This is a genomic window from Bacillus cereus G9842 (assembly GCF_000021305.1).
Classification (GTDB): Bacteria; Bacillota; Bacilli; order Bacillales; family Bacillaceae_G; genus Bacillus_A; species Bacillus_A thuringiensis_S.
In genome coordinates this window covers 3,684,502-3,697,696 of the sequence record NC_011772.1, presented here as the reverse complement: position 1 = coordinate 3,697,696, position 13,195 = coordinate 3,684,502, and the positions used below count along the sequence as shown (strand labels likewise).

The following is a 13,195-nucleotide window of genomic DNA, read 5'->3' as shown; positions in this document are numbered from 1 at the left end:
TTTTGGAATTGAAAATATTTGACTGACATCTTAATGATAGAAATTAAATGTCAGATAAGTACTTTCCAACATACAGACCACTTGCAGCAGCTTGAGATAAGGAATGAGTGACGCCGGAACAATCTCCAACTAAAAATAGTCCATGCACACTTGTTTCAAAAGAGTTATTGATTTTTATCGTAGGAGCATAGAACTTTCCGTCAATTCCATATAGTAAAGTATGTTGATCAATAGGCTCTTGTATAAATTGTTCTAAACGTAATAAAAATTCTTTCAGCCCTTCAATATATAATTGAGGAACTTCTTGATTCAAATCTCCATAATCCCCCTGTAGTGTAGGTTGTATACGATTATGTTCCATGCTGTTTTTCGCCGTAGGTTGTTTCTTTAATAAGTCCTCTAAGCGCTGTATAACAATCCGATCTCGTCCTTGGTTAATGCCTTTAATAATTGAACTTGCGTATACATTTGCTTCTTTGAGAGTTGGAAAATAGCGAGGAATAAATAAAGTGAAGTTTAAATTAGAAGTGCCAGTTCCTTGCTCTCGAAAATTTTGACCGTCAGGCATAACTAAACCTTCTTCGTACTTTCGAATGATGCGTCCTTTTGGATTCATACAGTAAGTAGTTGCTGTGAAATGCTCACCTTGATAAGAAAGTTTTGTTTCAAAAGTATCTTTTAATATAGAACGTAATTGATGTTCTTTCATTTCTACTCTAATTCCTAAATCTACACGTGTTTGCTCCTGAGAAATACTTAGAGAACTGCATATTTCTTTTAACCAATCGGCCCCTGAACGCCCAGTTGCAAATACTAGTTGCTTAGTTTGAACTGTTCCTTGATTTGTCTCTATTGTAAAATAATCTTCCTGTTTCAGAATATGTTGTACATCTATTTGAAATTTGATCTTTATTTTCGTCAGTAAAAATTCATAGAGCTGCTGAAAAATGTTATTGGAAAGGGGAGTACCAAGATGTCTTACTTCTGTTGTTAGCATTTGTAAACCACACGCTTCAGCTCTTTTAGTGAGACTTGAATTTTCAGTACAATATTTTGAGACAGAACTTCCACCAAACTGACATAGAATTTCATCTACTTCAGCCATGAGCTGTATAAAGCCCTCTTTACCGACTTTTTGCTCAAGTTCTCCGCCAAATCCGTTTGTATAATTAAATTTCCCTTCAGATCTTCCTAAACCACCAAACCCGAAATATTTATCACATGTAGTACAATTACACACTTTTCCTTCGTCTAAAGGACAATGGCGATCTTCTAGCGCTTTACCTTTATCAAGAATTAAAACTTTTTTGTTACTTTTAGCTAGTGAATAAGCCATAAAAATGCTACTTACTCCAGCGCCGATAATTGTAACATCATACATATTCTTTCACCTGCTAACGAATAGTTTGTTTTTTATTTTTCTAGTGTATAACAATTTTATGAAGTTAAGAAATAGCTTTTATTAATAAAGTGGGAGTTTTTGAACTTGATGCTGTATTAACTTCTCCGAGTGGTGGAGTAAATACAAAAATTTTTATTTGAAAGAAGAAATAGTTTGAAAAATCACTATGTCATATGATTAATAACATCTTACATAGAAAAAAACAGACCTTTTAAGTGAAGAGGTCTGTTAATGATTTTAAATCTTATTTAGCAAACACATGGTTACCAATTACTGCTACTGTTTGACGTGTCGTAATCCACTTGTCTGTTGATGTTTTTGGATTGTAGAAATAAATCCAGTCAGAATGTACTCCATTTGTGGAGATAGCCTCTTCTACAGCCATTTTTGCTTCTGCACTTGCAGGCTGATTAATTCTGCCATCTGTAACAGGAGTAAATGCATATCCGTATTTAATAGGTTCATAAATAACACCTGTTATTGTATTTGGAAAACCTTTTGCATTTACACGATTTAGTATAACTTTTGCTACTGCTACTTTTCCTTTATAGGATTCGCCACCTGCTTCAGCAGTAACTAAGCGTGCCATTAAGTCTTTTTCTTTTTGTGAAATGCTTGAGTTAATTTTTAAATGTTGTCCTGTATAAAGCTTGTTTCCGACTGTATTGTTAATTTGTTTTATAGATTGGACGGTGACATTGTAACGCTTTGCTATCGTTTCTAATGAATCCCCCGGTTGTACTTGATAAATAATTTGTCCAGAAATGCTCGCAGGCTTGGCGTTTTGAGGAACAGTGATTTCATTTGATTTCACGGACCCTGGAATATGTAACTGTTCGCCAATAAAGGTTTTATCGTTTCCTTTATTATTAGCCTGTTTAATGGATTGTATTGAAACTCCGTATTGTTTACTAATGCCCCAAAGTGTATCGTTCTTTTTTACTGTATGAATGGTAGAAGCTTCAGCTGTACTTTGACTACATACGAATGTAATTGCAGCCGCGGATAAAGGGATTATATGTTTTATTTTTAGTAATTTCATTGTAAATCCTCCTAAGAAAAAATTAAGGTGAAACTATTAAGTAATGTAGTTCAGAATGTGTATATGCGTAATATATTAATGTAAGTATATTAGCACATATAAAATAAATAATCACTATAAGTTTCATATTCGTGTAGTGTAGAGTCAGAATATGAAATATTGCATATGAAAATACATTGAAGTTCATATTTCTGATTACTATAATCTATTTAGTAGAAAGGGAATACGTTATAGAAATAAAATCATTATAGATTAATATAATGATTAATAATTATTAATAGGAGGATTGATGTAATGAAAATATTTCAAAAAATGTATGCGTCAACTGTAATCATTACAACACTTTTAGGAACAGGAGGTACTATCAATAGTGTACATGCTGATTCTATAGAACAGCAGAGTAAATTAGGGATAGAACAAGAAACAGATAAGCAAATCATTGTAAAATTTAAAGCAGATTTGGATTTTCCATATGAAGATGGTATTGAAAAACAAATACAATCTCAAACGAATGATAAAGTAATAAAAGATCTTTTGACAGAATATCCAGATGTAACATTTACTCGTTTATTCACATCTGTAAGCCCGGAACAAATACAAAACCTTGAAGTGAAAGCACCTAATCATGTATCTACAAGTTTATTAAACTACTATATTCTTCAAAATCAAAATAGTGGGTATGAAGAAGAAATAGTAGATAAGTTAAAGGCATCTTCTTTAATAGAAGATGCGTATATGAAGAAACAAGAGAAAATAATGCCACCTGAAGTGCAATCATCAAGTGTAGCTCTTAATCCTAATAAAAATCCTAGATTTAAAAAACAAGGTTATCTTGAAGCAGCCCCATACGGTATTAATGCGCCTTTCGCCTGGGGAGTTCAAGGCGGTAATGGAAATGGTATCACTTTTGTTGATATGGAATACGGATGGCTATTAAATCATGAGGATTTATTACATCAAAATATTGAATTAATGTCTGGAAGAAATATAAATCAGCATGTCGGTCATGGGACGTCTGTACTAGGAATTGTATCCTCTGAGGACAATGAAGTCGGGAATATTGGGATTGCGCCAAAAGCGAAAGCAAAGGTTATCTCTCAAATAAGAGATAACGGACAGTATAATACGGCTGATGCAATATTAAGCGCTGTAAATCAGTTAGAAGCTGGGGATGTTTTATTGTTAGAGGCGCAAGCATCCTTTGATGGATATGGTGATAAATATTTACCTGTTGAAGTACAACCAGATATTTTTGATGCAATTCGTGCTGGTACAGATAAGGGAATTGTAATTATAGAGGCTGGAGCAAATGGGTGGAATGATTTAGATCAGTTCAAAGATAGAAAGGGTAAGCAAGTCTTAAATCGTAATAGTAAAGATTTTAAAGATTCGGGTGCAATTATGGTAGGAGCTGGCTCTTCATCTTTCCCTCATGAACGTATGTGGTTTTCGAATTATGGAAGCCGTATTGATGTGTACGGATGGGGAGAAAATGTAGATACAACTACAGCCGAGCAAAGTAGAAGTGCTGTAAATCTTTATACTTCAAGCTTTAGCGGAACATCTAGTGCTTCGCCAATTATTGCTGGGGCAGCGACTTTAGTACAAAGCATTGCTAAAGAAAATTTAGGACAACCATATAGACCTAGTGAACTAAGAGCAATATTAAGCAACCAGAGCACAGGAACAAAATCTAAAGATCCATATGCAGATAAAATTGGTGTTTTACCAGATTTGAAGTCTATACTAGTAAACTTAGGCTATGAACAAAGAAAACTAAACGGTGGGAATGAATTACAAGTAACAGAAAATGAACCAAATAATGAGCCTAGACAGGCAAATAAAGTTAACTTTCATACACCGGTGAAAGGAACGCTACATAATAGTGATAGAGTAGATGTATTTACTTTCCAAATTGACTCGCCGGAAAATATTAATATTTCTCTACTAAATGAACAAAATATCGGAATGACATGGGTACTTCATCATGAATCAGATTTAAATAACTATGTAGCATATGGTGAAAATGAAGGAAATGTAGTTAAAGGAACTTATAATGCAAAGCCAGGAAAATATTATTTATACGTCTATAAATATGAGAATAAAGATGGTTCATATGTATTGAACATAAAATAAGCAAAGGGAACTTCAGATGAAGTTCCTTTAAATTTTTCTAATTTAGTATATGTGAATGATTTTTTAACTTTACTTCTATGCAATATTTCATATTGATGAAATGTTATTTATTTTTTATGAACTAGCCTATATTATATTCAATAAGTTTGATATAAAAACAGAAAAAGAGAGTGATAATAATGAGAAATAAGAAGTTAATTTTGAAATTATTCATATGTAGTACAATATTTATCACATTTGTATTTGCTTTACATGATAAGAGAGTAGTTGCAGCTAGCTCTGTTAATGAGCTTGAAAATTGGTCGAAATGGATGCAACCTATACCTGATAATATTCCGTTAGCACGAATTTCAATTCCAGGAACACACGATAGTGGGACGTTCAAGTTGCAAAATCCGATTAAGCAAGTGTGGGGAATGACGCAAGAATATGATTTTCGCTATCAAATGGACCATGGAGCTCGCATTTTTGATATAAGAGGACGTTTAACAGATGATAATACGATAGTTCTTCATCATGGGCCATTATATCTTTACGTAACACTGCATGAATTCATAAATGAAGCGAAACAATTTTTAAAAGATAACCCGAGTGAAACAATTATTATGTCTTTAAAAAAAGAGTATGAGGATATGAAAGGGGCAGAAGATTCATTTAGTAGTACGTTTGAAAAAAATTATTTTGTTGATCCTATCTTTTTAAAAACAGAAGGAAATATAAAACTTGGAGATGCTCGTGGGAAAATTGTACTACTAAAAAGATATAGTGGCAGTAATGAATCTGGAGGATATAATAATTTTTATTGGCCAGATAATGAGACGTTTACCACAACTGTAAACAAAAATGTAAATGTAACAGTACAAGATAAATATAAAGTGAGTTATGATGAGAAAGTAAAATCTATTAAAGATACAATCAATGAAACGATGAACAATAGCGAGGATTTAAATCATCTATATATTAATTTTACAAGCTTGTCTTCGGGTGGTACAGCATGGAATAGTCCATATTATTATGCGTCTTATATAAATCCCGAGATCGCGGCATATATTAAACAAGAGAATCCAAAAAGAGTTGGTTGGGTTATCCAAGATTATATTAGTGATAAGTGGTCACCGATTCTCTATCAAGAAGTTATAAGAACTAATAAGTCGCTTTAATTTTTATCATAATTTCATAGAAACAATATAACTCTATTAAAAGTCTTGTGGAATTCCCATAAGACTTTTTAGTATTTGATAGTATGAGAATCAAGTTCTTCGAATATAATTATAAGATTAATAAAAAAATGTCGATAAATGTCGATTGTTGTTGTAATATAAAACAAGTAAAATATAATATATAGATGGAGTGATTTTGTTGTCTTTTATTAAAAATAGTAAAATTGGAACGAAATTAAATGTGTTAGTCATTATATCGAGTTTGGCTTGTATCATGTTATCTTCACTCGGGTTTTTAGGGCTTCAAAAAGGTGAAAATGCATCTTCTAGTATGTATGAAGAAAGACTATTACCAATTGAATGGATAGGAATTGTAGAATCAAATTTTTACCATGTTAATATGAATTTTATGGAGATTATGATATCGAAAGATGAAAAAAGAATGAAAGAACTCATAATAGAAATGGATAAGACTAGAAAAGAAAATGATGAGCTGTTAAAACAATTTGAAACTAGAATTAGTTCTCATAAAGAAAAAGATTTGTATAATGCGTTTCAAAGTCAATTTAAAGATTTAAGAGTACAAATGAAAAAAGCACAAGATTTGGGACTGACTAATAATGAAGAAGCCTATAGCTATTATTTAAAAGAAATTGACCCTAATATGGAAAAAACAATTCAGTCTATTCGTGAACTTATTTTATATAATAATAATGCTGCTGAACAGCTACAAAAAGAGAATGTTAATAGTGTGAAAAATACAATCATAACATTTGTAATTATTTCATTTGTTGGAATCATAATAATCATTTTTATTGGTTTTATAACAAAAAATGCTATAAAAAAACCAATTGTATTATTACAAAAAGATATGGAACGAGTATCTGCTGGAGATTTAACAATTCGAACTTCTTATAAATCCGAGAACGAATTAGGCCATATTGTACAGTCCTTTAATAGTATGTTAGATAACTTGCAACAATTAGTCGGTCAGGTGAAGGTTACGGCGAAAGAAGTGATTGTTTCAACTGAAAATATGCTACAAGAGACGAAAACGGCAGCACATATATCAAACGAGGTTGTTCGAACTACTTCTGAAATAAATAAAGAAATAGAGGGACAAGTGACTAGTATTCAAGAAAGTTCAACTTCAATGGAAGAAATTGCAACTGGTGTTCAAACAGTAGCTGAATCTTCAGCGATGGTTGCTGAAGTTGCTGTTGCAACAATAGACCAAGCAAACTCTGGTAGTGAAGTTATAAAACAATCTATTCATCAAATGAATAGCGTGAATGAAGTTGTCGAAGAAACTTCTAAGGTCATTGATAGACTTGTTACGCGTACACAACAAATTGAAGAAGCGTTAGATGTTATTACTAATATTGCGGAACAAACGAATTTACTTGCTTTAAATGCTGCAATTGAGGCAGCACGTGCTGGAGAAAATGGAAAAGGATTTGCAGTAGTTGCAGCTGAAGTAAGAGGTCTAGCTGAGAAATCTAAAACATCTGTAAATGATATAAATAATTTAATACGTTTTATACATCAAGATACAGAGGATACAGTTCATGTAATGAAAAAAGGTCAACAACAGGCTAGTGGTGGTAAAGAAGCAGCGCATAAGGCAGAACTCGCATTTTCATCTATTATGCAAGATATTAATAGAATAACGACCCAAATTCAAGAAGTGTCTGCTGCCACAGAAGAAATGTCTGCTGGGACAGAAGAAGTAAATGCCTCTTTGTCAATAGTTTCTGAAACTGCAACACAAGTCGCACAAGAAACGAATCGAACGGTACAATCAATTCAAGCACAAGCCACATTGATTCAAGAAATAACGACGAAATCTAATGAAATGAAAAAGAAAGTCGAAAATTTAGAAATGCTAATTTCACAATTCATTATTGAAGAATAAGTCTATTAACATTTATCCCGCTATTTGCCGGGCAGTAAGACCCCTACCTCAAAATTCAGCGGAAGCAAAGAAGTTAGGTAGGGGCCTGCTGCCCGTAAAAGCCCGATTGGTGAAGACTGATTAAAGTTTCACTTTATCATTAGTATAAACTTTAAGATACTCAACATAGTGCTGTGTTGTATAATTTGAAAAAGGACCTTCATAGGTTCTTTTTTTGTAAATGGTGTGAACGATACTTTTCATTATGAAAAAATCAAACTTTTAAATCGGGTTAATTTCAAGTGGAAAATGGATATAATTAACCTTGCGAAAAAGCAACTGGTCCTAAGTGATCAGTTGCTTTTTATTTTTAAAGTGGATGAGCAAAAAAACGCGAAAGTGGTTGGTCCGCTTTTTACAAACATCTATTATGATAAGAGAAGAAAGGTAGTATGTTATCAGCGTTTTAAAGAGGAAGGTTTTTATGTAAGTTCTTTAATTAAAATAGATGGGTCTTAGAGAGGTGAAAAGACAATGAGTTTTGCAATTTCACTAGTCGTTATTATTGTAATTGTATCGCTATTTGGGACTGTACTAGTTGCAAGAAACGTGGAGGAGAATTACGGCAAGTCTACAAAAAGAAATGTGAAAAACTTATCTGCAATCTATATTCTTCTTCTTTTTGTTCTACTGGTTGGGGTAACATGGTATGTGGTAATGATTTGATAGTTTGTGAAAGAACTGAAATGAGAGTATGAAGTTGGAATTTCAGAAGCTATCGAGTAATCAGAAAGAGAACTATTTTGGATATATCCATTTACGGATAAGAAAATGTGACTAATTAATACTATTTTTACGGTGAATACTGTTAGTAAAAAATGAGGATAGTTCGTTTTGAAAGGAGGGAACTAGATGGAATGGAAACCAAATCGTGCAGATAAGACACCTGTATATAAACAAATTGCTGATTATATTGAAAGAGGCATTTCTTCAGGTGAATTTCCTTCTGATAGTAAGTTACCTTCTGAGCGTATATTGGCAAAGGGATTACAGGTGAACCGGAGTACAATAGTAGCTGCGTATGAAGAATTAAAATCACTTGGAGTAGTAGAACGGCAAAAGGGAAGCGGAACACGGGTCAATACAGACATATGGGGTGTCTCACATAAACGAATACCGAACTGGGGTAGGTACGTGGAGGACGGATCATTCTTACCTAACGTACCACTCGTTCAACAAATTCGAACGGAAACACAAAAAGATGATTTAATTAATTTAGCAAGTGGTGAACTGTCACCAGAATTAATTCCAAGTGATAGATTTCGAACAATTTTGTCGGAGAAAACATTTATGGAAAACCTCGGTTATGACCATCCACTTGGAAATGAGATGTTGAGAAAAACAATTTCAGCACATGTTCAGCAATATAAACAAATTGAAGCAGATTCAAGCTCTATTCTTATTACGTCTGGAGCACAACAGGCGCTTAATCTTATCGTTCAATGTTTATTAAAACCTGGCGATGCGATCGCGATTGAAGATCCTTCGTATTGTTTTTCGCTTCCAATGTTTAAATCGGCCGGTTTAAACATATTTCATTTACCTGTTGATGAGCATGGAATGAATCCAGATGACTTAATCGATTTGCACAAAAAGCATCGCATTCGGATGGTATTTTTGAATCCAGATTATCAGAATCCAACGGGTACTGTACTTTCATTAGCGAGACGTAAAAAGATTTTAGAACTGTCTTCTGAGTTCGGTATACCAATTGTAGAAGATGATCCGTATAGTTTAATTTCTTTTAATGGAGAAGTGAATCCGACATTAAAATCAATGGATCAAAATGGAAATGTTCTTTATATAAGTTCATTATCAAAAATTGTTGCATCAGGATTACGTATTGGATGGATAATTGGTCCTATACGAGTAATTGAGCGTTTAGCAGATGCAAAGCAACAAGTTGATTTTGGCCATAGTGTATTTACGCAGTGGGTAGCAAATCAATTTTTAGAATCAAAGGATTTTCATACACATATTACGATACTTCGTGGACAATTAAAGCAAAGAAGAGATGAATTAATTACAGAGCTTGAAGGAACATTGGGAGACCGAGTTGAATGTTTCGTGCCAGAGGGTGGAATACATGTATGGTGTAAAGTGAAAGGAAAGTTTGATGAATATCACTTATTAGGTGAATCTATACGGAATGGTGTCGCATTTGTTCCGGGCAGTGTTTTAGGTTCGAAAAATGAATATATACGATTTACGTTTGGTAGAGCGAATATAGAACAAATTCAACTTGGAATTAAACGGTTTGCTTACACGCTAAATGAGATTTCATAATATGGATGTGTGATAGTGAAATGAGGGAAATAAATGAAGTACGTGACGCTTTTACTTCAAGTAGGCGTGCTATATGTATTTAGCTTAGTGGGTATGTGGATTCAGGAAATATTCCATCTATCAATACCGGGAAGTTTAATAGGGATGTTAATACTGTTCCTGTTTCTTTTCACTCGCGTTCTACCGTTAAAGTGGTTTGAGTTAGGTGCGGAAAAGTTAATCGTATTTTTACCGTTATTTTTAATCCCTTCGACAACAGGGCTCATGGAATACGGATCGTTTCTTTTAAGTAAGGGGAGTATTATATTCCTTTTAGTAGTTGCAAGTACTATAGTAACTTTAATTGTTTCAGGTTATATAAGTCAATTATTAGTAACATCAAAAAAATAAAATCGACAAGGTGCACGATTCAAATGGTCTTAATTATTATTACTGTAGCAATTTATTTCTTGGCGACAAATCTATATAAAAAATTTACGTTTGCATTTACGTTACCGGTGTTAACAGTTACGGCAATTATGATTTGTTTATTTTTGATTTTTGGTATTTCTCATCATGAGTATAGGGAAAATGGTGGAGACATTCTTTCAAGCTTATTGAGCCCTGCAATTGTAGCATTAGCCATACCTCTATTTAAAGAGCGAAAGATACTGATGAAAAATTTTTTATCGATACTTATCGGAGTAGTGATAGGTATAGTGGCTGTAACGAGCATGAATGTAGTGATTGGCGGAATTTTAAATATAGATAAGGAACTTATATTAACTACTTTACCACAGTTAGCAACGATGCCTATTGCCCTTTCATTAGCGGATCAAATTGGTGGTATTCCATCTATGACTTCTAGTTTTGTAGTTGTTGCAGGGATAACAGGTGCTATTGTCGGACCGACAGTACTTAAGTTTTTCAGTATAACAAGTACGATTGGAAAAGGAGTTGGAATGGGCTGTGCATCACATATTATCGGTGTGAGTCGTTTAGTGAAGGAAGGCGAGAAAGAAGCGACTATCGGTTCGGTAACGATGATTGTAACTGGAATACTCATTAGTATACTAATACCGTATGGAACGAAATTTATTTTTTAAATGTAATGGAGATGATAACAATGACAACATGGTTTATAGTTACATTATTTGTTTTTGGAGCTATTAAAGTATTAGTTTCTAGTATGCCCACTTCTGTTGTAGAATCAATTATTAGTAAATTTGAGTTGCATCAAAAACTTGAGGCGGAAAATACTTCTATATCAATAGATGGAAAAAATATAGAGGGAGAAATGAAACTACAAGTTATTCATGAATTTAATGAAGCTTTGTTTTTAGATAAACATTATTTCCCGCCGCACGGAGAAGGGACACCAATAGTCATTGATACGAAGAAAGGGAATAAAGAGATTAGGTTTTCTCTATATAGCTATGAGGAACATATTGATGTCATTAAGCAATATAAGAAGAAAGTCGTTGCCTATCGTTTACGCTCTAAAAGCCTACAAACACTGGCACCATTAGCAATAATGGAAGAGTATGCTTAAGAAGGGACCTATAATGGTCTCTTTATTTTTTTATCCAATTATATATGTTCCAAATAAAAGAATGGAAAATCATATAATCAAATAAAGAATATGTATGGTTCCAATTCGTACTGTGTATAAATAAACCTAAACTTTCAGCAATCTGTTCAAAAAGGCTAGCACAAATACCAATTGAAATAATAAATAGAATTCTAGAAACTTTAGATAGTTTTTTTGAAATGTGTATAAAGATAACTGTTAAAATCGGCAGTACGAATAATGTAAAAGCTATATTAACCGAAAATGTGGATGAGAAGGGTCTAGCTGGAAAGGAATATATTTGTTTATGAACAAAAAAAGCATCTAAACAAGTTCCAATAATAGCAGAGAGAAAGATTGTAACTACTAATGCTAGAAACTCATTCTTCTTCTCGGAGGAGGACATTTTTCTTTGCGAGAATTGCGAGTTCAATTTTTTCGAGTGTTTTGCAGTAGTCTTCTGTAATTTGTCCATTTATATTTTCCTCCTTATCAACTAAATAATGTACAACTTGCCAATCGGTAAACCAATCTTCACTGTCAACTTCCTCATGCTTCATATCTCGCCATGCATAGATGAGTGCAGGGCTGTATATGCGATAAGCGTCATTTCGTAACTGGCATTTTTTTATTCGGCGCTTATAAAACTCACGGGAAAAAGATTCATTTACACTTGAAAATAAATGGGGCCAGTAATCTTTCCTTGATCCCGTGTGTGGATGGTGTTGGGCCCAGCTTATTATTTGAGATAAAACATGTGTATCTCGAAATAATAATGAATATAATCTTTTTCCAATTAATATTCGTTCATGTAAGGAAGTGAAATGTTTCATTGTATCACCAAATAGTAACACTTTTTGTTTCTTATCATTTTCGTAGAATGGGAAAAGGATATGATTAAACTGAAAGAAATCAAAGAGTTTAAATCCAATACTATTTAGTACGGTCTTTTTAAATTGTACATTTTGAATCACTCTTTTTTCTAAGTAGTTTTGTTCATTAATAATAGTTGCAATGGCTAATGTTTTTTTGTTGCCTGTTTTCCAAAAATCGTTCCACATCGTTTCCATAAATGTAGAAACATTTAGGTGAGGGAGAAGGTGAAATAACTTTTGTGATTTCTTTACACTTTGTTCGTAAAGTAAAAATTGAGGGTATACATCTTGGAAAATAAGCCAATTCCCTCTTTCTAAAAAAGAAAAAAATATGAATTGATCTTTCTCTGATAAGATTCTCGTATATAAATCGCCCTTTAAATCAGTCATATTCCAACCGCCGTTACGTGATACCATATGTCCAAGCAGTGCCCAATGTATTTCTGGATATTGAATGTAAAATTGGTAGTATGCGCGTGTTCTTGTAACATTATTTTTATTTAGCTGTTCTGTTTGTATTTTTATTTTGTTGATGATGAGTTGCTCTTCTTTCGTTAATTTATACAAGGTATCAGAAGGAATAAGCTTGCTTTTTTGTTTCAATTCATTTTTTACATCGAATAGGGAGAGGGGCAGTGCTTTGGAAGGTCCGTTATATGTATGATTTGAATTGCTTTGGTCCATTCCGTTACCTCCCTTTTTCATAAATTTAAACATGATTATTGGCTATGAATCATTCTATTTATCCCGCTATTTGCCGGGTAGTAAGATCCCCACCTCAAAATTCAGCG

General features: G+C 33.1%; 12 protein-coding genes. 8 read left to right on the top strand and 4 right to left on the bottom strand.

Features of this window, described 5'->3' with window-relative positions:
• Positions 1-43: 43 nt before the first annotated feature.
• Positions 44-1,381: an NAD(P)/FAD-dependent oxidoreductase gene (locus BCG9842_RS18465; protein WP_000272409.1), complete on the bottom strand. Its 1,338-nt coding sequence runs from the start codon at positions 1,379-1,381 to the stop codon at positions 44-46.
• Positions 1,382-1,646: 265 nt separating this feature from the next.
• The gene (locus BCG9842_RS18460; RefSeq protein WP_000771008.1) at positions 1,647-2,444 is read right to left on the bottom strand and encodes a cell wall hydrolase; all 798 of its coding nucleotides are present in this window, start codon (positions 2,442-2,444) and stop codon (positions 1,647-1,649) included.
• A 294-nt stretch (positions 2,445-2,738) separates the two neighbouring features.
• Here BCG9842_RS18460 and BCG9842_RS18455 point away from each other — a divergent pair, with 294 nt between their 5' ends.
• From BCG9842_RS18455 to BCG9842_RS18415, 8 genes are all read left to right on the top strand, one after another.
• Positions 2,739-4,580 carry a S8 family peptidase gene (locus BCG9842_RS18455; protein WP_000689210.1) on the top strand — a complete coding sequence of 614 codons (1,842 nt, stop codon included), beginning with the start codon at positions 2,739-2,741 and terminating at the stop codon, positions 4,578-4,580.
• 179 nt (positions 4,581-4,759) lie between these two features.
• Positions 4,760-5,740, top strand: coding sequence for a phosphatidylinositol diacylglycerol-lyase (gene plcA / locus BCG9842_RS18450; RefSeq protein ID WP_001244684.1), 981 nt, complete (start codon positions 4,760-4,762; stop codon positions 5,738-5,740).
• Between the two features lie 199 nt (positions 5,741-5,939).
• The gene (locus BCG9842_RS18445; protein WP_000008148.1) at positions 5,940-7,655 is read left to right on the top strand and encodes a methyl-accepting chemotaxis protein; all 1,716 of its coding nucleotides are present in this window, start codon (positions 5,940-5,942) and stop codon (positions 7,653-7,655) included.
• Between the two features lie 513 nt (positions 7,656-8,168).
• Positions 8,169-8,360: a hypothetical protein gene (locus BCG9842_RS18435; protein ID WP_000006462.1), complete on the top strand. Its 192-nt coding sequence runs from the start codon at positions 8,169-8,171 to the stop codon at positions 8,358-8,360.
• A 186-nt stretch (positions 8,361-8,546) separates the two neighbouring features.
• Positions 8,547-9,980, top strand: a complete 1,434-nt coding sequence (gene pdxR / locus BCG9842_RS18430; RefSeq protein WP_000454959.1) for a MocR-like pyridoxine biosynthesis transcription factor PdxR — start codon at positions 8,547-8,549, stop codon at positions 9,978-9,980.
• Between the two features lie 33 nt (positions 9,981-10,013).
• A complete protein-coding gene (locus BCG9842_RS18425; RefSeq protein ID WP_000878483.1) occupies positions 10,014-10,370 on the top strand; it encodes a CidA/LrgA family holin-like protein in 357 nt (118 codons plus the stop codon).
• A gap of 23 nt (positions 10,371-10,393) precedes the next feature.
• Positions 10,394-11,065, top strand: coding sequence for an LrgB family protein (locus BCG9842_RS18420; RefSeq protein WP_000242949.1), 672 nt, complete (start codon positions 10,394-10,396; stop codon positions 11,063-11,065).
• 20 nt (positions 11,066-11,085) lie between these two features.
• Entirely contained in the window at positions 11,086-11,511 is a 426-nt protein-coding gene (locus BCG9842_RS18415; protein ID WP_000214632.1) for a YfmQ family protein, read from the top strand.
• A 22-nt stretch (positions 11,512-11,533) separates the two neighbouring features.
• On the opposite strand, the gene BCG9842_RS31685 is transcribed toward BCG9842_RS18415, so the two are convergent.
• A complete protein-coding gene (locus BCG9842_RS31685; RefSeq protein ID WP_141526698.1) occupies positions 11,534-11,935 on the bottom strand; it encodes a CBO0543 family protein in 402 nt (133 codons plus the stop codon).
• On the bottom strand, positions 11,910-13,088 hold the full coding sequence (locus BCG9842_RS18410) for a DUF2515 domain-containing protein (protein ID WP_000372811.1): 1,179 nt from the start codon (positions 13,086-13,088) through the stop codon (positions 11,910-11,912). The genes BCG9842_RS31685 and BCG9842_RS18410 overlap by 26 nt, the downstream gene beginning before the upstream one ends.
• Between the last annotated feature and the right edge of the window lie 107 nt (positions 13,089-13,195).

What these genes read in the sequence shown, in the direction of transcription:
- BCG9842_RS18465 (WP_000272409.1), bottom strand. Translation starts at nt 1,381, where the DNA reads ATGTATGATGTTACAATTATCGGCGCTGGAGTAAGTAGCATTTTTATG.
- BCG9842_RS18460 (WP_000771008.1), bottom strand. Translation starts at nt 2,444, where the DNA reads ATGAAATTACTAAAAATAAAACATATAATCCCTTTATCCGCGGCTGCA.
- BCG9842_RS18455 (WP_000689210.1), top strand. Translation starts at nt 2,739, where the DNA reads ATGAAAATATTTCAAAAAATGTATGCGTCAACTGTAATCATTACAACA.
- plcA (WP_001244684.1), top strand. Translation starts at nt 4,760, where the DNA reads ATGAGAAATAAGAAGTTAATTTTGAAATTATTCATATGTAGTACAATA.
- BCG9842_RS18435 (WP_000006462.1), top strand. Translation starts at nt 8,169, where the DNA reads ATGAGTTTTGCAATTTCACTAGTCGTTATTATTGTAATTGTATCGCTA.
- pdxR (WP_000454959.1), top strand. Translation starts at nt 8,547, where the DNA reads ATGGAATGGAAACCAAATCGTGCAGATAAGACACCTGTATATAAACAA.
- BCG9842_RS18425 (WP_000878483.1), top strand. Translation starts at nt 10,014, where the DNA reads ATGAAGTACGTGACGCTTTTACTTCAAGTAGGCGTGCTATATGTATTT.
- BCG9842_RS18420 (WP_000242949.1), top strand. Translation starts at nt 10,394, where the DNA reads ATGGTCTTAATTATTATTACTGTAGCAATTTATTTCTTGGCGACAAAT.
- BCG9842_RS18415 (WP_000214632.1), top strand. Translation starts at nt 11,086, where the DNA reads ATGACAACATGGTTTATAGTTACATTATTTGTTTTTGGAGCTATTAAA.
- BCG9842_RS31685 (WP_141526698.1), bottom strand. Translation starts at nt 11,935, where the DNA reads ATGTCCTCCTCCGAGAAGAAGAATGAGTTTCTAGCATTAGTAGTTACA.
- BCG9842_RS18410 (WP_000372811.1), bottom strand. Translation starts at nt 13,088, where the DNA reads ATGGACCAAAGCAATTCAAATCATACATATAACGGACCTTCCAAAGCA.